Genomic DNA, 16,555 nt, shown 5'->3' on the forward strand with positions numbered 1-16,555 from the left:
ATTTTGATGCCTTTTAGACGAGGTTTTGGAGGAAGGTTTGCTGGTGCCTGGGGTGGTTTCTACCCTGGTTTTGGCTGGTATGGTCGGGGCAGAGGCAATCCCTATCCTTTCTGCCGTAACTTTCCCTGGTTGCCCCGCGGGTGGTGGGCTATGCCTTACTTTACCGGGTACCGGGCATATCCTTTTTCGTATGTTCCACCTTACGGGGGCCGCTTTTACCCCTATTCACCCTTTTAAGAGGTTTTAAAGGGAGGAGGTGTTAACGTGGGCTACCGCTGGATGTATTATTTGACCGGCCTTCCTGGCTGGATGCGCTGGGGTTTTGGTCCGGGATGGAGCTGGGTAAATCCCTGGTGGCCAGGCTATGGCCTTCCGGGTTTTGCCCCCTATCCTTTCAGTTACTGGACTCCATTTTATCCGTGGTATGGCCCGCAAGTATGGTGGTAGAAAAAGGAGGTGATAAGTCGTGAGGAGGAGATACACCTCAGGTTGGGGAGGATATGGAGCTTTCTGGGGAGGATGGCCTCCTTACTGGGGGATGCATCCTCCCTGGGGATTTTCTCCCTTTGGGATGCCGCCGGAAGTAGAGCTTGATATGCTCAAAGCACAGGCAGACGCTCTGAAGAGGCAGCTCGAGTTTATTGAAGAACGGATTAAAGAGCTCGAAGAGGAGTTGAAGGAATAAGTCGAGATTCTCCTCTGGCTGTGCGCAAGGGTACATCCAGAGGAGAATCAGAAAAGGAGGTGATCCGGATGAAGGTTGCAGTAAGCGCTACAGGAGACTCTCTGAGTTCTCAGGTAGATCCCCGCCTGGGAAGGGCGAGGTTCTTCATAATTTATGACCTGGACAGGGACTCCTTTGAGGTGGTGGAAAACACTTTTGCCCAGGCTTCCTCGGGAGCAGGAATTCAGGCTGCTTCTTTTCTTGCGGAGCAAGGTGTTGAGGCGGTAATCACTGGTAACATTGGCCCCAATGCCTGGCGGGTTTTTCAGGAAGCCGGGATCAAAGTTTACTCTGGAGTAGCACAGGTGACGGTGCGAGAAGCGATCCAGGCTTTTCGAGAGGGTAAACTCTCTTCTCTTCAAGGACCCAGTATAGGTGCTCATTTTGGAATGGGTGGGCAATTTGCTTTTCCTCGGGAGGATGTTCCGTTGAGGGAAGGTTTTCGCAGGGGTTTGGAGCAAGACCTCGAGGACCTTCGAAAGGAAGTGGATTCTCTCAAGGAGAGGGTTGAGATGGTAGATAGAAAAATCGAGCAGTTAAGGAAAGGTGGTGAATAAAGCAATGAGGCCAGGTGGTTTGGGAAGAGGAATGGGTAGAGGAAGGGGAGCTCCGCGCGGACGAATGGGTGGTTTTGGTATGGGACCAGCTGGAGAGTGCGTTTGCCCTCAGTGTGGCACGCGTGTTCCCCATCAGCGGGGTGTTCCCTGTTTTCAGATGAGGTGCCCTAACTGTGGTGCTCCACTTACCCGCGCCAGGTGAGGATGAGGTAAGAAATGGTCATTGCTTGTGCCAGTGGAAAAGGTGGGACGGGAAAGACGCTGCTTGCAGTTAGTCTGGCTCTTGCTTGTTCTTCTTCGGAGCGGATAGTGTTTGTGGATGCCGATGTGGAAGCACCCAACGCTCACATCTTTTTGAAGCCGGATATTGAAGAAGAGCGGGTAGTGGAGGCTTTTTCTCCCCGGATTAACGAGGGAAAATGTGATGGGTGTGGCAAGTGTGCCGATTTTTGCTACTTTTCAGCACTGATCTTGGTTAAGAGGAAAGTGCTCTTTTTTTCCGAGCTTTGCCATAGCTGTGGTGGTTGTGAGTTGGTTTGTCCCCGGGGAGCAATTGAAGAAGGGGCTGTTGAGAAAGGCAAAATAAGAAAAGGGGTGGCGCGTGAGGGAATTGTGTTTTGGGAAGGAAGGCTTAAAATTGGTGAACCAAGAGCGCCAGCAGTTATTACTGAGCTGAAGAAAGCAGCTAAGAAAGAGTTTCCGGATACTCTTACCATTGTGGATTGCCCCCCTGGTGCAAGTTGCGCTTTGGTCGAGGCGGTTAGGGATGCAGATTTTTGTATTCTGGTAACCGAGCCCACCCCCTTTGGTTTATCAGACCTTAAGGCTGCTTTCCAGGCGATTCAAGAGTTGGGGATACCCTGTGGAGTAGTAATCAACAAGGCGGGTATTGGAGGTGGGAGTATTCTGGGATTTTGTGAGGAGAAGGGGATTCCGATTCTGGGTGAAATTCCTTACCGGAGAAGTATCGCTGAAAAATATGCTCGGGGCCTTACCCTGGTAGATGGAGAGGATAACCTGAAAAGAGAGGTTCTCGCCATATACCAGGCGCTTCGTCGGGTGGCTTTAAAAGGAGCCGAGAGCTGATGAAACAGGTGGTTGTTTTGAGTGGAAAAGGTGGTACCGGGAAAACTTCGCTGGTTGCTTCGCTTGCTTACCTTGCAGGGAATGAAGCAGTGGTGGTGGATGCTGATGTCGATGCGCCGAATCTGGAGCTTCTCGCTGAATCCAAACCCCTTTTTGAGGAGCCTCTTTTCTGGGGGAGATCGGCAGTTATAGATTACGAGCGTTGTGTGCATTGTTTACTCTGCGTTTCCTACTGCAGGTTTTCTGCTTTGCACGTAAAAGAAGGGTTGCCAGAAGTTGACCCAAGAAGGTGTGAAGGTTGTGGAGTTTGCCAGAGAGTGTGCAACTTTTCTGCAATTGAAATGCGCCAGGAGCTGACCGGTCGTTTCTTTATTTCCAAAACTCGCTGGAATAATTTTCTCTTTCATGCTCGTCTTGCTCCTTCAGGTGAGAACTCGGGTAAGATGGTGACTTACCTGCGCAGAAAGGCAGAAGAGAAAGCCAAAGCAGAGGAGAAGAAATACTTGCTTATTGATGGTTCTCCCGGAATCGGCTGTACAGTTATTTCGAGCATGGTGGGTGTGGACCTTGCCCTTTTGGTTAGCGAACCCACTCTCTCCGGTCAACATGACCTGGAACGCATAGTGGCCCTGGCCAGACATTTTGGGATTCCCCATTTTGTGGTCGTTAACAAGGCGGATTTGAGTCTTGAGGGCCGGAATCGTATTCGGGAGTTCTGCTCCCTTCAAGGGATAGAGCTTATAGCCGAGATTCCCTTTGATCAGCAAGTGCTTGATGCCCTGATGGTGGGAATACCGGTGATTGAGTATGACCACCAGAGTCCCTTTTCTCAAGGGACGCGAAAGATCTGGCAGAAGATTAGAGATTTTTTTCAAAGCGCAGAAAGGAGTGAAATAAGGTGAAGGTAGCTATTGCTTCTTCGGATGGGAAAACCGTTGCCCAGCACTTTGGACGGTGTGAAGGATTTGTGGTGGTTGAAGTGGAAGGAAATAAGGTGTTAAACAGGGAATATCGTGATAATCTTTTTTCCGACCATCGGGGAGCACACGATGGAGGAGAAGGAAACTGTAGTCCGGTTGATTTGCTAAAGGACTGTGATGTAGTAGTTTCAAGTGGTATGGGTCCAAGAGCGTACAGGCGGTTGAAAGAACAGGGTAAAAAGGTGGTTATCACGGACGAAACAGAAGTAGAAAAAATTATCGGAGAAATCCTTACTCAGTCTGAATGAAGCGGGCACAGGGGGGTAATGCCTTTGGAGAAGAATGGGAGAGAAAACGAGGAGAGCTCCAAAAGTTATCGGGCAGGAAAATGGGTTTTCGAGGATTTGAGGAAAAACTCTGAGCAACCATGTGCACCTGGGCGAAAAAATTTTGAAAGCTGCCATGGAAGCCAGAAATCGGGAGATTGGAAAAGAAAGAGGAGAGCGGAGCGGTGAAGGTAACCATCTTGTATGATAATTTTTCTTTTCTTTCTGAGCTTCTTCCTTCACATGGTTTTTCTTGCCTGGTTGAGGGAGAGGAAAAAGTCCTTTTCGACACCGGAGAAAGCGGGCCTTTGCTTTTTAAGAACATGGAGCTTTTGGGAATGGATCCCCTGAGTATATCTCGGGTGGTCATCTCTCATGAGCACTACGACCACATAGGTGGTCTTGGGTATTTGCTTGCCCGGAACCCCGAAGTGGTGGTATACATCCTTCCCTCTTTTTCCCAGGATGCAAAGAGGGAAATAAAAGAGCGGGGAGCGCGTTTTGTAGAGGTGAAAAGAGGAATGGAGATAGCTCCTTCGGTGTTCACTACCGGGGAAGTGGAAGGACCGGTTAGGGAACAGGCACTGGTGGTAAAGGGTGAGCGGAACTTTCTTTTGGTTGGAGGGTGTTGTCATCCCGGAGCGGTCAAAATGTTGGAGACGGCCTCTTCAATCGTGGATGATAAAATTGAGCTTTTTATAGGTGGTTTACATCTTTATCAGTCGAGCGATAAAGAAATTGTGCAAACTTTGAAGAGCTTGAAACAACTGGGCATCTCAAAAATAGCTCCTTCCCACTGCAGCGGTTTTGCTGCCCTGAATTATGCCCAAGAGCTCTGGGGAGAGAACTATGTCGCTTCCGGAGTTGGAAAAAGTTTCAACTTTTAAGGAGTGAGTTTTGATGAGTCGTTATAGCAAAATAGGAAAGGTAATCGCAGTGATGAGCGGAAAAGGAGGAGTGGGCAAAAGCTCGGTGACCGCTTTGCTTGCTTGTGAACTTGCCCGTCGGGGAAAGAAAGTGGGGGTGCTGGATGCCGATTTGACCGGACCCAGCATTCCCACCATGTTTGGTGTGCTGGGCAAGCGTCCGGAGGCCATAAACCCCGGGATACTTCCAGTTCGCACCGATAAGCTGGGCATAGAGGTTATTTCCGTGAATCTTATGCTTGAAAAACCGGAGCAGCCGGTTATCTGGCGAGGTCCTCTTTTGAGTAAAGCCATCCAGGAATTCTGGGAAGAGGTGGCCTGGGATGATCCGGATGTTCTACTTTTGGATCTTCCACCGGGAACAGGGGATATTCCCCTTACTGTTTTGCAAGCCATTCCTCTGGATGGGGTAATTATCGTTTCTTCGCCCCAGGACCTGGCGCTTTTGGTGGTCAAAAAAGCGGTTAATATGGTATATCAGCTCAAAAAAACCATTCTGGGTTTAGTAGAAAACATGAGCTACCTGGTCTGTCCTCACTGCGGAAAAACAATCCATCCCTTTGGGAGAGAAAAAGGCAAAGAAATTGCAGCTTCCCTTTTTATACCTTTTCTGGGAGGTCTTCCTCTGGATGCGGAACTCTCCAGACACTGTGATGAAGGAACCATTGAAGAATACGAAAACGAAGGCGTATCTGCGATAGCGGATAAAATAGCTCTATAGTGGGGTAATTTTTACCAGAGAAACGATTTCCTTTCAAAAAGTTTTCTGCAGGTTTCTCCTGGGCTTTCTCTTTCTCCAGGCTTGCTTTTCTCTTTGAGTAGTCGTAGCATTATGTTTGGTTTGTTTTGCCTGGCCAAATGATGCCTGGTGGAAAGTGGTAGAGGAGGTTTGCAGAATGTGGGTTGCAGATCCCAAAGTTATCCTTTGTTTTGGCGATTCTCTGACCTGGGGTTATCATCCCAGAAACGGTGAGCGTTATCCCTTTCGGGAGCGCTGGACAGGGATGTTGCAGGAAGAGTTGGGTGGGGAATACCGCATTATCGAAGAAGGTTTGTGTGGTCGGACCACGGTCTGGGATGATCCGGTTGAAGGAGATAAAAATGGTAAAAAGCATCTGGGGCCGATACTTGAGTCCCACCGCCCTCTGGACCTTGTGGTTATCATGCTGGGGACCAATGATTTGAAGAAACGTTTTAACCTTTCTCCTTTTGACATTGCGCAGGGTGCTGGTTTCCTGGTGGATATGGTGCGCCGAAGCGCTGCAGGAAGGAACGGAGGGTCTCCTGAGGTGCTTTTGGTCTGTCCTCCACCCCTTGCTAAGCTCACCGATTTTGCAGGCCTTTTTGAAGGTGGCGTGGAGAAATCTAAAGAACTTGCTTCCAGTTACCGCATCATCGCTCGTTTTAAGCGCTGCCATTTTCTCGATGCAGGCGAAATTGTGAAGACCAGCGATATCGATGGAGTGCACTGGGAGGTGGAGGAAAACCGGAAGTTTGCTCTGAAACTTGCTTCCCTAATCCGCAACATCCTGGGTTGATAAGGAGACTTTTTATGGGGAAAAAGTTGCAGCTTTTGCCGTTTTGCTGTGCGCTGATTTTAATAGGTTTTGGCCTCTCCGGTGTGGGTTCCCTCATTCCTGAAATTGCCAGCCATTTCAAAGTGGATTACGCCGTTGCAAGCAGAGTGTTTCTTTTTCACGGTTTGGGGTATTTTTTTGCCATTCTGTTGGCTGGTTTCCTGGGAGACCTTTTGTCCAGGTTTCTGATTTTGCGGATCGGGCTTGCGATCATTATTTGGGGTCTTCTGGGGATATCTCTCCTTAGCTGGTTCGGGCTGGTGATTGCTTTTTTTGCAATCATGGGAGTGGGTCTGGGATTTCTGGACTGTATGCTTAATCCAGTGGCAGCGTCCATTTTTGTCCATAATCCGGGTACAGTCTTGAATTTCATGCACGCTTTTTTCGGTTTGGGCTCCCTTTCAGCTCCCCGCTTATACGCTTTTTTGGTTGAGCAAGGCGGCACCTGGCAGAGTTTTTATCTCGTGGTTTGTGGTTTTGCAGTGCTGGTTCTTGTGCTCTTTCTTTTGCCTCTTTTCCCCAGTAAGAAGGAATTGCCTGTCTCCTTTGGCAGAATTTTCTCACTTTTCCGGGAGCCAGTTTTCTGGTTGATGGGTTTCACCATGATTTTCTATGCAGGAGGGGTAAGCACCTTAAATGGTTGGCTGGTAGCTTATCTTAAAGAAAAGGGAATAGCGCTTTCCCAGGCTGCCTCTTTCCTTTCTTTTTTCTGGACTGGTCTTTTCACGGGGAGGCTTTTACTTTCTTTTTTATCGGAGCGCTGGGGTTACTTGAACATGGTACGCCTCAACTCCATAGCTGGTGCTCTAGCACTTTTGGTGGTGCTTACCATTACTCCTTCTTTTCCACTCACTCCGGTTTTGCTCTGCGGTGCAGGTTTTGCCCTGTCCACGATCATACCCACCACCTTAGCTTATGCGGTGTCCACGTACCCGGAAACGTCTTCCATGGCTTCAGGGTGGCTGCTTTTTAACAATGGTATTGGCAACTTCCTTTTTCCCTGGCTGGGAGGTGTGGTGGCTTCCTGGCTGGGTTTGCGATTTACCATGCTTTTTGTGCCGGTTTCGGTTTTGCTCATGCTGCTTTTTCAACAGCTTCTCTTTGTAAAAAGTAAGGCAGTTTTTGAGGAGGGGGTAAGCAGTGGATGAAGCATTTCCTTACCTTGAGAGAACTCTTGAGAGGGTGAAGGTGGTTGGACCACGCCTGAGTGCTTCTCCTGTGGAGGCCGATTTTGCCCGCTGGCTTGGGGAAGAGCTGCGTAGGATGCAGCTTACCGTTGAGGAAGACGAGTTTCGGGCGCTTTCCACCTACAGCTTTTTTTACTGTGGAATCTGGGGTTTGTTTCTGGCTGCCTTTTGCCTTCTCTGGTTTTCAGGCTGGCTTGCTGTGCCGTTGGCGCTTTTTGCTCTGCTTTTGACCTATTGCAATCTTAACACGGTGCCTCTTTTAGCCACTTTGTTTACTCGCAAAGAATCCCTGAATGTTCTGGCCAGAAACACCGATTCTCCCCGGGTCATCCTGTGTGCCCACCTGGATTCAGCAAGGACTTCTCTTTTTTTTGACCCTCGATTTGCTGTTTCTCCTCGCTTCAGCTTATTGTTCACCATTCTTGCTTCAGTCTGGATGACGGTAGTGGTCTTACTTTATGCAGTGCTGGGATATCCCTGGTTGCGCTGGTTGGGAGTACCAGCCTTTCTGTATCTTGGGTTTCTTTTTACTCTCCATGTGCACCGGGAATATTTCATGCCTCCTTCGCCTGGAGTTAACGATAACGGAAGTGGAGTGGCAGTAGCGTTAGAGCTTGCCTTTCGCCTGAAAAAGATGAACTTACCTTTCTGGGTGCTTTTTACCGGGGCGGAGGAGTCGGGTACTTTTGGAGCTCTCCACTTTTGGAAACGGTACAAAAGTTTGCTGCAAAGTAGAATACCAGTGATTAACCTGGATAATCTGGGAGCAGGCAGACTGACTCTGGCCACTTTAGAGGGGATGTGGGAGATTGTTGCTTCTCCGGAAGATTTGCGTCGAGAAATAAAGGCAGCAGCACTTGAAAAAGGAATAACCCTTCTGGAGCGGCCTTATCTTGGTCTTTCCACTGATGCCACAGTTTTTCTCAAAAGAGGCGGCAGGGCGGTTACTATGATTGGTCTTGATGAGCGAGGCCTTCCACCCAACTGGCACTGGATAACTGATAGACTGGAAAATTTGCATCGGCCTAATTTGGAGCAGGCAGTGATTGTACTTGAGGAGTGGGCAAAAAGATATGTTTGATGTTACACCCCTTCTTTTTCTGCAGGGTTTGCGCAATCCTTTCTGGAACAGTTTTTTTCGAGGTGTTTCGGTAGTGGGTTCTGACCTTTTTTACCTGGTCGTTCTGGTTATCTGGTACCTGGCATTTAGCAAAAGAGAAGGTATTTATTTGAGTCTGGTGCTTTTTGCTTCTCTTTTTCTGAACTTTGCAGTAAAGAGTCTTGTGGCTGTGCCTCGCCCTTATTTGCATCCTATGCTTCAAGCCATCTCTGAAGCAGAGGGTTTTTCTTTTCCGAGCGGCCATGCTCAGTCTACGGCTACTTTCTTTTTTTCGCTGGCCTTACTTTACAAAAAGCGGCCAGTTTGGGTTCTGGCCTTTTTGATGGTTGGTCTGGTGAGCTTTTCGAGGCTTTACTTAGGTGTACATTATGTGGAAGATGTGCTGGCTGGGGCTTTACTGGGTGCCGGATTTGCTTTTGCAGCATTTTATCTGAAGGGTAAGCTGGAAGGAAACGAGGTCAACATTGTTTTTTGGTGGAAGGTTGCCGTTGCTGCGGGAGTGGCGCTTTCCCTTTTTTGGTTTTGCTGGGATGACCTTTCGGCTCGAGTGGGAGGGGCTATCAGCGGAGCGCTGCTGGGCTGGTTTCTGGAAGGTAACGCTGAAAACCTGGCATGGAAAAGCCTATTTGACAGGATAGTGTTTCTGGGGCTTGCCCTGCTTAGTGTACTGGCCTGTTTTCTGGTCTTACGCGGGGTTTTTCCGGAGGGAAGGGAGTTTCTCTTCCTTCGTTATGCTATAGTAGTCTTCTGGGTGGTTTTTGGCATTCCGGTGCTCACGAGGCATTTAAGGAGGAAATTGGCTGGGGGGAGTTGAAATGCCTTATTTTCCAGAGGATTTCATTTTTGGTGTGGCTACTGCTTCCTATCAGATTGAGGGTGCGTGGAACGAGGATGGCAAGGGTGAGAGTATCTGGGATCGCTTTGCGCACACTCCAGGTAACATCCAGGATGGCACCACGGGGGATGTGGCTTGTGACCACTACCACCGCTTTGAAGAAGATGTAGCTCTTCTGAAGGAACTGGGTGTTGATGCCTATCGCTTTTCCATATCCTGGCCCCGGATATTCCCGGAGGGAAGGGGTCGAGTTAACGAGAAGGGGTTGGATTTTTATCGCTCGCTTATTGGGAAATTGCAAGAAGCGGGTATCAAACCTGTAGTAACCCTTTATCACTGGGACCTTCCCCAAAAGCTTCAGGATAAAGGAGGATGGGAAAACCAGGAGACGGTAGAAGCCTTTGCGGAATATGCGCGTTTCCTTTTCCAGAGCTTTGCCAAAGAAGTTTTCCTATGGATTACCCATAACGAACCCTGGGTGGTGTCTTTCGTAGGGCATTATGAGGGAAGACATGCACCGGGTAAGCGGGATTTCAAATCTGCGCTTCAGGTAAGCCGTAATCTGCTCCTTTCTCACGGTCTCGCTGTGCAGGCTTTTCGAGAGGAAAAAACCCTGGGTTCCATTGGCATTACCCTTAATCTCACTCCTGTGCATCCTTTTTCCGATAGCGAAGAGGATATTCTGGCAGCCAAACGCTGCGACGGTTATTTTAACCGCTGGTTTCTGGATCCTCTTTTCAAGGGTGAGTTTCCAGAGGATATGCTTCTCTGGTACGAGAAAAAGGGCTTTGCCCTTCCTCAGTTGAGTGAGGAGGAAAAGTCTCTGATCGCTCAGCCCATTGATTTTCTGGGGATTAACTATTACTTTCGGCGCGTAGTTGGCAAGGGAGAGGGAGCAATTTTTGAGGTAGAGTTTTTCAATCCACCCCAAAGCGAGTATACCGATATGGGCTGGGAAATATACCCTGAGGGTCTTTATGAGATTGTGAAGAGAGTCAGTGAAGAGTATCAACCGGAGGATATCTATATCACCGAAAATGGCATTGCGCTTCCTGACCAGCCCGATTCCAAAGGACGGATTAATGACCAGAGGCGCATCGATTATCTGCGTTCTCATCTTCTGGCTCTGCATCGTGCTGTGGATGAAGGGTGCCCGGTTTCGGGATATTTTGTGTGGAGTCTCATGGACAACTTTGAGTGGGGTTTCGGTCTTTCCAAGCGCTTTGGACTGGTTTACGTGGATTATACCACCTTGCAAAGGATTAAAAAAGCCAGTTTTTACTGGTATCAGAAGGTGGTTAAGTCCAAAAGAGTGGATTGATAGCGTCCAGTATTTTTGAGGTTAGAGATGCACTTTGTTCTGGAGGGATGAAATTTGCAGGCCAGAGAAATAACCAAGATGGGAGTATTGATAGCCATAGGGGTGGCTTTGCCCTACTTTTTCCACTTTACTGGTATTCCCGGACAGGTGTTTCTACCCATGCATATACCAGTGCTTCTGGGAGGATTTTTGCTGCGTAGTGGAGGAGAAGCCTTTCTGGTTGGGCTGATTTTGCCTGTCTTGAGTTTTTTGATTTCTGGAAGGCCAGTTTTCCCATCGCTTGTAGCCATGATGTTTGAGCTTGGTGTGTATGGTCTGTCGGCTTTCTTGTTTTATCAGCGCTTGCGCTGGGGCATTCTTTCTTCGCTGGTTGTGGCCGTATTTTTGGGAAGGGGTGCTTTCATTTTGAGTAGCTGGATTCTCTTTTCGCTTTTGGGACGTTCGTTTGGCCTACTCCCGCTCCTCCAGACCCTGTTTATCGTGGCATTGCCGGGTATTCTGATTCAGCTGGTTTTGATACCTCTTTTGGTTGCTGCTTTACTGAAAAGCCGGAAAGAAAGCCCGCGCTTTTTCTGAAGGGGATTCGACCTTCTTTATGGGGGCGCTTCTGCGCCCCCACAGGTTTTTACTTCCAAAACAGGCCGCAGTGACAACGACCGTTTTTTTCTACGCTTCCCTGGCGGGTTTCCAGGCAGGGACAAACGTTTTCCGGTATATTATCAATTTTGCAGGGGCAGTAAAAGTCCCCAAAACGCTCGTATTTTTTCAATAGGCCTTCGATTAGTGGTTTTTTCATTTCGTTGAAGTGATATCCTCTGAGGCGGGCAAAATTTTCTATACGCTGGGTGATTTCCTCTTCTGGGGAGAGGTCAGAAGGGCGCTGGGCCTTTATAGTGCCGTTTTCTTCCACAAGTTCCAGTACTGCACCGCAAACCGGACAGACTATTTTTTTTCCAGGTTGCTTTTCTTCTTTGTATAGGAAAGATACCTGACATACTGGACAAAAAAGTTTTTCATTTGAGCTCATCTTTAAGTGCCTCCCTGATTTTTAGTTCATCGTATCCCACGATTACCTCATCTTCGATCACGATCACTGGAAAAGCTCTTCTTCCCGATATTGCTTGAACTTTCTGGACGGTTTGCTCTTTTTCTGCTTCTGGCAAAAGATCAACATCCACAAAGTCAAAAGGGATGTTGTGTTTTTTGAAGAACTGCTTGGTCATCTGGCAAAAAGGACAGGTGCTCAGTGCATAAAGCATAACTTTTTTCATGGTTTTTTCCTCCCAGGTTTATTGATTTTCTTTGAATATTAAACCAGATAACCCGGCTTTTATTCGAGTTTCAGGATTTTGCGCCCTGATTCTTGCTGAAAAAGGGTTTGTTGTAGCACATAAGGGAGGAGTTCCGGGTGAGTAGGGTTGTACAGAGTTACTGAAAAAATAAGTCTTTAGCGTTAAAATGGTAGGGAGTTTTTGGTATTTTGATGGTCAGCTTTTGGGAGGTTGTTGGTGGTTTGCGTAAGGTTTTAATCGTCAGTGAAGACCCTCTTTTGCAGGAGAAGATCGCAGATATTTTGAGAGACGAAGGCTACTATGTAGTGGTGGTGCGCAACCGGGATCTGGCTTTGAACTGCTTAGAGCGAGAGGAAATAAACATCGTGCTGGCTGAAGAAGAAGTGCTTGCTGAGGAAGGGTTTCAGTTTTTGCGTTCTGTGCGGGAGCGCTTTGGTGAAGTGGTGGTGCTCGCTGTAGGTGGTAGTGACAATCCCTTTTACGTGCGGGGTCTCCTTAACAAAGGAATTTATGATTATCTTTCCCGACCGCTCACTCCGCTGCGCCTTCTTTCCACCATAAAGAGAGCTGAAGAACACCTCAATCTGCTCGCTGAGAACAAAGACCTGAAGAAAAGGATTGGCACTCGTTTCTCTTTTGCTGGAATCACGGGCGTTTCAGAGAAGATGCAGCGTATTTTCGACCTGGTGCTCCAGGTGGCTCAGGTGAGGAGACCGGTCCTGATTTTTGGAGAGCAGGGAACGGGTAAGGAACTGATAGCCAGAGCCATTCATCAGTATTCTTTTCCGGAAGGTCGTCCCTTTTTCAAGGTCTTGTGCCCTGGTTTGCCGTCTGGTTTTTTGAAAAGGGCTGAGTGGCTGAAGACCGAAGAGACCTATAAAGAGTTGCCCGATGAATTTCAGGGAACCCTCTTTTTTGAAGACGTGCATCTTTTGCCTTTCCCCGTTCAGGCTGAAGTGGTCGATTTTCTGGAAGAATACCGTTTTGGAGGCGGCTCAAAAGATTTTCGAATTATCGCTTCTTCGGAAACTTCCCTTGAAGAAGAAGTAGCCACAGGCCGTTTTCGTAGCGATCTTTACTATTTTTTGAGTGCGGTAAAGATAGAGATACCCCCCTTGAGGGAGCGCAAAGAAGATATTCCTTTTTTAATAGAGCGCTTTCTGCGTGAAATTGCCCAGGAAACCGGGAAGGAAGTTATTGCTATTGACAAAGAAGCGCTGCAGGTGCTCATGGAGTACGACTGGCCGGGAAACGTCATTGAGCTCCGCAATGTTCTTGAAGGGATGGTTATACTTTCCCAGAACCAGGTTTTAACAGCCAAAGACGTTCCAGCTCAAATTCGTAAGGGCGCGGATTTTGGGAAAATTGTGCCGGTGCGGGTTGGTATGACTCTGGAAGAAGCAGAGAAAATCCTTATTCTGGAAACCCTGCGAGCCAACCGCTTCAACAAGAGCAAAACCGCCCAGATGCTGGGTATAGGCTTGCGCACTCTTTACCGCAAGATTGAGCAGTATGACCTTGCGGAAAACGAATTTTCCAAGAAATAGATTTGTCAATTTGGCAAGGTAAAGAACCCTCTTTTGTCATTTTGACAAAAACAATTCCCACTTTTTGCCATTATGACATAATTTTGACTTTGATTGATTTTGCTTTTAGCTTGCAAAAACCCCCCTTCCGAGTTAGAATAATGAGCGGTCTTAAGAAAAAATTAGGAAAGGGGTGACACCAAAGTGAAGATTAAACCACTGGGAGATCGAGTTCTGGTAAAACGTATGGAGGAAGAAGAGGTACGCAAGGGTGGTATCATAATTCCGGATACTGCCAAAGAGAAGCCCCAGCAGGGAACAGTAGTAGCCGTAGGTACGGGCAAGGTTGACGAAAATGGAAATCGCAAACCCCTGGAAGTCAAAGAAGGGGACAAGGTGCTTTTTGGCAAGTACGCTGGCACCGAAGTGAAGCTTGATGAAGAAGAATATCTCATCATGCGCGAGGACGATATACTGGGTATTATTGAAGAATAACCGACAAAGGAGAAAGGAGGTCAGCGGATAATGGCCAAACAGATAATTTTTGAGGAAGAAGCACGTCAAGCCATACTGCGGGGCGTTAAAACTCTGGCCGATGCTGTTAAGGTTACTCTGGGCCCCAAAGGGAGAAACGTGGTTATTGAAAAGAAATTTGGTTCACCCACTATCACTAAAGACGGGGTTACCGTTGCTAAGGAAATAGAGCTGGCTGATCCCAATGAAAACGTGGGTGCGCAGCTGGTTAAAGAAGTGGCTTCGAAAACCAGCGATGTTGCCGGTGACGGAACCACCACTGCTACCGTTTTGGCTGAGAGCATTTACAGGGAAGGTCTACGCAATGTTGCTGCGGGCTCTAACCCCATGCTGCTCAAACGTGGTATTGACAAAGCAGTGGAAGCAGTGGTTGAAGAGCTCAAGAAGATGAGCAAGGAAGTCAGCGATCGCAAAGAGATTGCACAGGTTGCATCCATTGCTGCCAACAACGATGAATCTATTGGTAGCATCATCGCTGATGCTATGGAAAAAGTAGGAAAAGATGGAGTAATCACTGTTGAAGAAGCCAAAGGGTTGGAGACCACTCTGGAGGTTGTGGAAGGTCTGCAGTTTGATCGGGGATATCTTTCTCCGTACTTCATTACTGACCCAGAAAGAATGGAAGCAGTTTTAGAGAATCCGTTGATTCTCATCTATGAGAAGAAGATTTCAGCAGTCAAAGACCTGCTGCCTTTGCTTGAAAAGGTAGTTCAGCTGGGCAGACCGCTTCTGATCATCGCTGAGGACGTGGAAGGCGAAGCGTTGGCCACTCTGGTTGTAAACAAACTAAAGGGCGTTTTGAACTGTGCTGCAGTGAAAGCTCCTGGTTTTGGAGACCGCAGGAAAGCAATGCTTGAGGATATTGCCATCGTGACTGGTGGTCGCTTCATCTCCGAAGACCTGGGCATTAAGCTTGAAAACGTTACGGTACAGGATCTGGGCCAGGCTCGCAAGGTGGTTATTGACAAGGAAAACACCACCATCGTCGAGGGTGCTGGCAAGAAAGAAGACATAGTAGCCAGAATGAACCAGATCAAGCGCCAAATCGAAGAAACCACTTCCGATTATGATCGTGAAAAACTGCAGGAGAGACTGGCCAAGATTGCTGGTGGTGTGGCAGTTATCCGGGTAGGTGCAGCCACTGAAGCTGAAATGAAAGAGAAGAAAGCCCGAGTTGAAGACGCACTCCATGCAACTCGCGCAGCAGTTGAGGAAGGCATTGTTCCTGGCGGTGGTGTGGCGCTCATTCGTGCAGCTAAGGCTATTGACGCACTGCAGCTTGACGGCGATGAAAAGATTGGAGCTCTGATTGTCAAGAAAGCTCTGGATGAACCCGCCAAGATGATTGCCGAAAACGCTGGAGAAGAGGGTTCGGTAATTGTCGAGCGCATCAAGTCGTTTGACAATCCCAACATGGGTTACAACGCACTCACTGGAGAGTTCGTGGACATGATTGAAGCAGGAATTATTGATCCTACCAAAGTGACCAGAACTGCACTTCAGAATGCAGCAAGTGTGGCTTCAGTAATGCTTACCACTGAGTCCGTGGTAACTGAAATACCGGAGAAAGAAAAACAGCAGACTCCGCCAATGCCTGAGTATTGATAGGGTATAATATAGAGGGAGAAGCCCGGTAGGGGATGTTCTCCTTTGCCGGGCTTTTGATTTTTGGAGGTGTTGGTCATGCCAATTTATGAGTATCAGTGCATAGATTGCGGCAAAACTTTTGAAGAGTTTCAATCATTCAGCGATAAACCGGTTCAGGAGTGTCCCTTTTGTAAGGGGAGAGTAAAACGCTTAATCAGTAAAAGCGTGGGTTTTGTTTTTAAAGGTAGCGGTTTTTATTGCACTGATTACCGTTCTTCGGGAAGCAGCTCTGACTCAAGCAGCAGCTCTTGCAGCTCCTGCACCTCCAGCAGTTGTTCGACCTGCGGTAGTAGTAGTTCTTCCGAGAGCAGCAACAACAAATCTTAGTGTAATTCCCATGAATGCCTTTGGGTACTTGTTGCTGATAGGGTTTTTGCTGCTGGGCGCTATCGTCTGGAGTGTAAAGCGCCGGGGCAAGGAAGTCAATGTAACCGAGTTCTGGGCGGAAAAAGAAAGAGAGTTTGGAGAAAAAAAAGTTCTTTCTTCGTTTGCACGCTATCTGGGAGGCCATCCTCGCTTTGAAACCAAAACGGAGGGCCTCCTTTATTTAATGTCTCGTAGTCTCTGGTTTGAAAATTTTGAAAAAGGCCCCAATATTTTTGGCATCGCCCCTCCTTTTGAAAAGGTGATTTTTCGAATCCCCCTCAGCTCTATTACTGCGGTTGAAGCGATTCCGGAAAAGGAACTGTTCCACAGAGACAGGAGCCTCCTGTTTCTTAACCGAAGACGCATTAATCAGAAACCAGAGTATCTCCTGGTGCGCTATCGGGACGAGTGGCAGCGGGAACGAGAAGTGTACTTCGACAGCATGGTGGAACTTGCTACCTGGCAAAAAACCATTGCTGAAACCCAGAAAAATATGCCTCCGGAGGCCCTGAAAGAAAAACCAGAAGCAGTAGGAGTCTGCCCCAACTGTGGCAAGAAGGTGTCTCCAGATTTCAAGCTTTGTCCTTATTGTGGGTGTAAACTTTCCTGAA

At 48.0% G+C, this 16,555-nt stretch carries 21 protein-coding genes and 1 pseudogene; 20 read left to right on the forward strand and 2 right to left on the reverse strand.

Translation table 11 applies throughout. The features are described from left to right. Positions 1-6 precede the first annotated feature (6 nt). The 15 genes from ACKTT1_RS00920 (at position 7) to ACKTT1_RS00990 (ending at position 11,155) form a co-directional block, all read left to right on the forward strand. Entirely contained in the window at positions 7-237 is a 231-nt protein-coding gene (locus ACKTT1_RS00920) for a hypothetical protein (RefSeq protein ID WP_412709837.1), read from the forward strand. A gap of 27 nt (positions 238-264) precedes the next feature. Then, positions 265-447, forward strand: a complete 183-nt coding sequence (locus ACKTT1_RS00925; RefSeq protein ID WP_412709838.1) for a hypothetical protein — start codon at positions 265-267, stop codon at positions 445-447. 19 nt (positions 448-466) lie between these two features. Continuing rightward, on the forward strand, positions 467-685 hold the full coding sequence (locus tag ACKTT1_RS00930) for a DUF5320 domain-containing protein (protein ID WP_412709839.1): 219 nt from the start codon (positions 467-469) through the stop codon (positions 683-685). A 68-nt stretch (positions 686-753) separates the two neighbouring features. Then, on the forward strand, positions 754-1,281 hold the full coding sequence (locus ACKTT1_RS00935; protein ID WP_412709840.1) for a NifB/NifX family molybdenum-iron cluster-binding protein: 528 nt from the start codon (positions 754-756) through the stop codon (positions 1,279-1,281). A gap of 216 nt (positions 1,282-1,497) precedes the next feature. Then, the gene (locus ACKTT1_RS00940; RefSeq protein WP_412709841.1) at positions 1,498-2,367 is read left to right on the forward strand and encodes a 4Fe-4S binding protein; all 870 of its coding nucleotides are present in this window, start codon (positions 1,498-1,500) and stop codon (positions 2,365-2,367) included. Beyond that, positions 2,367-3,269, forward strand: coding sequence for a 4Fe-4S binding protein (locus ACKTT1_RS00945; RefSeq protein ID WP_412709842.1), 903 nt, complete (start codon positions 2,367-2,369; stop codon positions 3,267-3,269). Before ACKTT1_RS00940 ends, ACKTT1_RS00945 begins: the two co-directional genes overlap by 1 nt. Beyond that, positions 3,266-3,595: a NifB/NifX family molybdenum-iron cluster-binding protein gene (locus tag ACKTT1_RS00950; protein ID WP_412709843.1), complete on the forward strand. Its 330-nt coding sequence runs from the start codon at positions 3,266-3,268 to the stop codon at positions 3,593-3,595. The genes ACKTT1_RS00945 and ACKTT1_RS00950 overlap by 4 nt, the downstream gene beginning before the upstream one ends. Positions 3,596-3,771: 176 nt before the next feature. Then, a complete protein-coding gene (locus ACKTT1_RS00955) occupies positions 3,772-4,500 on the forward strand; it encodes an MBL fold metallo-hydrolase (protein ID WP_412709844.1) in 729 nt (242 codons plus the stop codon). Between the two features lie 13 nt (positions 4,501-4,513). After that, entirely contained in the window at positions 4,514-5,260 is a 747-nt protein-coding gene (locus tag ACKTT1_RS00960) for an Mrp/NBP35 family ATP-binding protein (RefSeq protein WP_412709845.1), read from the forward strand. Between the two features lie 175 nt (positions 5,261-5,435). Next, positions 5,436-6,077 carry an SGNH/GDSL hydrolase family protein gene (locus tag ACKTT1_RS00965; protein ID WP_369017984.1) on the forward strand — a complete coding sequence of 214 codons (642 nt, stop codon included), beginning with the start codon at positions 5,436-5,438 and terminating at the stop codon, positions 6,075-6,077. Positions 6,078-6,091: 14 nt separating this feature from the next. Next, on the forward strand, positions 6,092-7,264 hold the full coding sequence (locus tag ACKTT1_RS00970) for an MFS transporter (RefSeq protein WP_412709846.1): 1,173 nt from the start codon (positions 6,092-6,094) through the stop codon (positions 7,262-7,264). Next, positions 7,257-8,384, forward strand: a complete 1,128-nt coding sequence (locus tag ACKTT1_RS00975; protein WP_412709847.1) for a M28 family metallopeptidase — start codon at positions 7,257-7,259, stop codon at positions 8,382-8,384. The genes ACKTT1_RS00970 and ACKTT1_RS00975 overlap by 8 nt, the downstream gene beginning before the upstream one ends. Further along, positions 8,377-9,237: a phosphatase PAP2 family protein gene (locus ACKTT1_RS00980; protein WP_412709848.1), complete on the forward strand. Its 861-nt coding sequence runs from the start codon at positions 8,377-8,379 to the stop codon at positions 9,235-9,237. Before ACKTT1_RS00975 ends, ACKTT1_RS00980 begins: the two co-directional genes overlap by 8 nt. Before the next feature lies 1 nt (position 9,238). After that, the gene (locus ACKTT1_RS00985; protein WP_412709849.1) at positions 9,239-10,579 is read left to right on the forward strand and encodes a GH1 family beta-glucosidase; all 1,341 of its coding nucleotides are present in this window, start codon (positions 9,239-9,241) and stop codon (positions 10,577-10,579) included. Positions 10,580-10,633: 54 nt separating this feature from the next. Continuing rightward, the gene (locus ACKTT1_RS00990; RefSeq protein ID WP_412709850.1) at positions 10,634-11,155 is read left to right on the forward strand and encodes an ECF transporter S component; all 522 of its coding nucleotides are present in this window, start codon (positions 10,634-10,636) and stop codon (positions 11,153-11,155) included. Between the two features lie 49 nt (positions 11,156-11,204). Here the strand turns inward: ACKTT1_RS00990 and ACKTT1_RS00995 are convergent, their stop codons facing one another. Beyond that, complete coding sequence (locus tag ACKTT1_RS00995) at positions 11,205-11,606, reverse strand: ferredoxin-thioredoxin reductase catalytic domain-containing protein (RefSeq protein ID WP_369017978.1); 402 nt, start codon at positions 11,604-11,606, stop codon at positions 11,205-11,207. Then, positions 11,593-11,850: a glutaredoxin family protein gene (locus tag ACKTT1_RS01000; RefSeq protein WP_369017977.1), complete on the reverse strand. Its 258-nt coding sequence runs from the start codon at positions 11,848-11,850 to the stop codon at positions 11,593-11,595. The genes ACKTT1_RS00995 and ACKTT1_RS01000 overlap by 14 nt, the downstream gene beginning before the upstream one ends. Positions 11,851-12,092: 242 nt before the next feature. On the opposite strand from ACKTT1_RS01000, the gene ACKTT1_RS01005 reads away from it, so the two are divergent. The 5 genes and pseudogenes from ACKTT1_RS01005 (at position 12,093) to ACKTT1_RS01025 (ending at position 16,554) form a co-directional block, all read left to right on the forward strand. Beyond that, positions 12,093-13,418, forward strand: coding sequence for a sigma-54-dependent transcriptional regulator (locus ACKTT1_RS01005; RefSeq protein WP_412709851.1), 1,326 nt, complete (start codon positions 12,093-12,095; stop codon positions 13,416-13,418). A gap of 183 nt (positions 13,419-13,601) precedes the next feature. Then, positions 13,602-13,892 (forward strand): co-chaperone GroES, encoded by a 291-nt coding sequence (gene groES / locus ACKTT1_RS01010; RefSeq protein ID WP_369017948.1) that lies wholly within the window; start codon positions 13,602-13,604, stop codon positions 13,890-13,892. A 27-nt stretch (positions 13,893-13,919) separates the two neighbouring features. Continuing rightward, positions 13,920-15,536 carry a chaperonin GroEL gene (gene groL / locus ACKTT1_RS01015; protein ID WP_369019433.1) on the forward strand — a complete coding sequence of 539 codons (1,617 nt, stop codon included), beginning with the start codon at positions 13,920-13,922 and terminating at the stop codon, positions 15,534-15,536. 78 nt (positions 15,537-15,614) lie between these two features. After that, positions 15,615-15,722 (forward strand): annotated as a pseudogene (locus ACKTT1_RS01020) (FmdB family zinc ribbon protein); the annotation flags it as partial. 28 nt (positions 15,723-15,750) lie between these two features. Next, the gene (locus ACKTT1_RS01025) at positions 15,751-16,554 is read left to right on the forward strand and encodes a zinc ribbon domain-containing protein (protein WP_369017947.1); all 804 of its coding nucleotides are present in this window, start codon (positions 15,751-15,753) and stop codon (positions 16,552-16,554) included. Position 16,555: the final 1 nt, after the last annotated feature.

It is taken from the genome of Atrimonas thermophila, from assembly GCF_045864955.1.
GTDB lineage: Bacteria > Atribacterota > Atribacteria > Atribacterales > Thermatribacteraceae > Thermatribacter > Thermatribacter velox.

Coding starts and splice junctions, on each gene's coding strand:
- ACKTT1_RS00995 (WP_369017978.1), bottom strand. CDS start 11,606: ATGAGCTCAAATGAAAAACTTTTTTGTCCAGTATGTCAGGTATCTTTC.
- ACKTT1_RS00920 (WP_412709837.1), top strand. CDS start 7: ATGCCTTTTAGACGAGGTTTTGGAGGAAGGTTTGCTGGTGCCTGGGGT.
- ACKTT1_RS00960 (WP_412709845.1), top strand. CDS start 4,514: ATGAGTCGTTATAGCAAAATAGGAAAGGTAATCGCAGTGATGAGCGGA.
- ACKTT1_RS00935 (WP_412709840.1), top strand. CDS start 754: ATGAAGGTTGCAGTAAGCGCTACAGGAGACTCTCTGAGTTCTCAGGTA.
- ACKTT1_RS00940 (WP_412709841.1), top strand. CDS start 1,498: ATGGTCATTGCTTGTGCCAGTGGAAAAGGTGGGACGGGAAAGACGCTG.
- ACKTT1_RS00970 (WP_412709846.1), top strand. CDS start 6,092: ATGGGGAAAAAGTTGCAGCTTTTGCCGTTTTGCTGTGCGCTGATTTTA.
- ACKTT1_RS00945 (WP_412709842.1), top strand. CDS start 2,367: ATGAAACAGGTGGTTGTTTTGAGTGGAAAAGGTGGTACCGGGAAAACT.
- ACKTT1_RS00965 (WP_369017984.1), top strand. CDS start 5,436: ATGTGGGTTGCAGATCCCAAAGTTATCCTTTGTTTTGGCGATTCTCTG.
- ACKTT1_RS01000 (WP_369017977.1), bottom strand. CDS start 11,850: ATGAAAAAAGTTATGCTTTATGCACTGAGCACCTGTCCTTTTTGCCAG.
- ACKTT1_RS00980 (WP_412709848.1), top strand. CDS start 8,377: ATGTTTGATGTTACACCCCTTCTTTTTCTGCAGGGTTTGCGCAATCCT.
- ACKTT1_RS00985 (WP_412709849.1), top strand. CDS start 9,239: ATGCCTTATTTTCCAGAGGATTTCATTTTTGGTGTGGCTACTGCTTCC.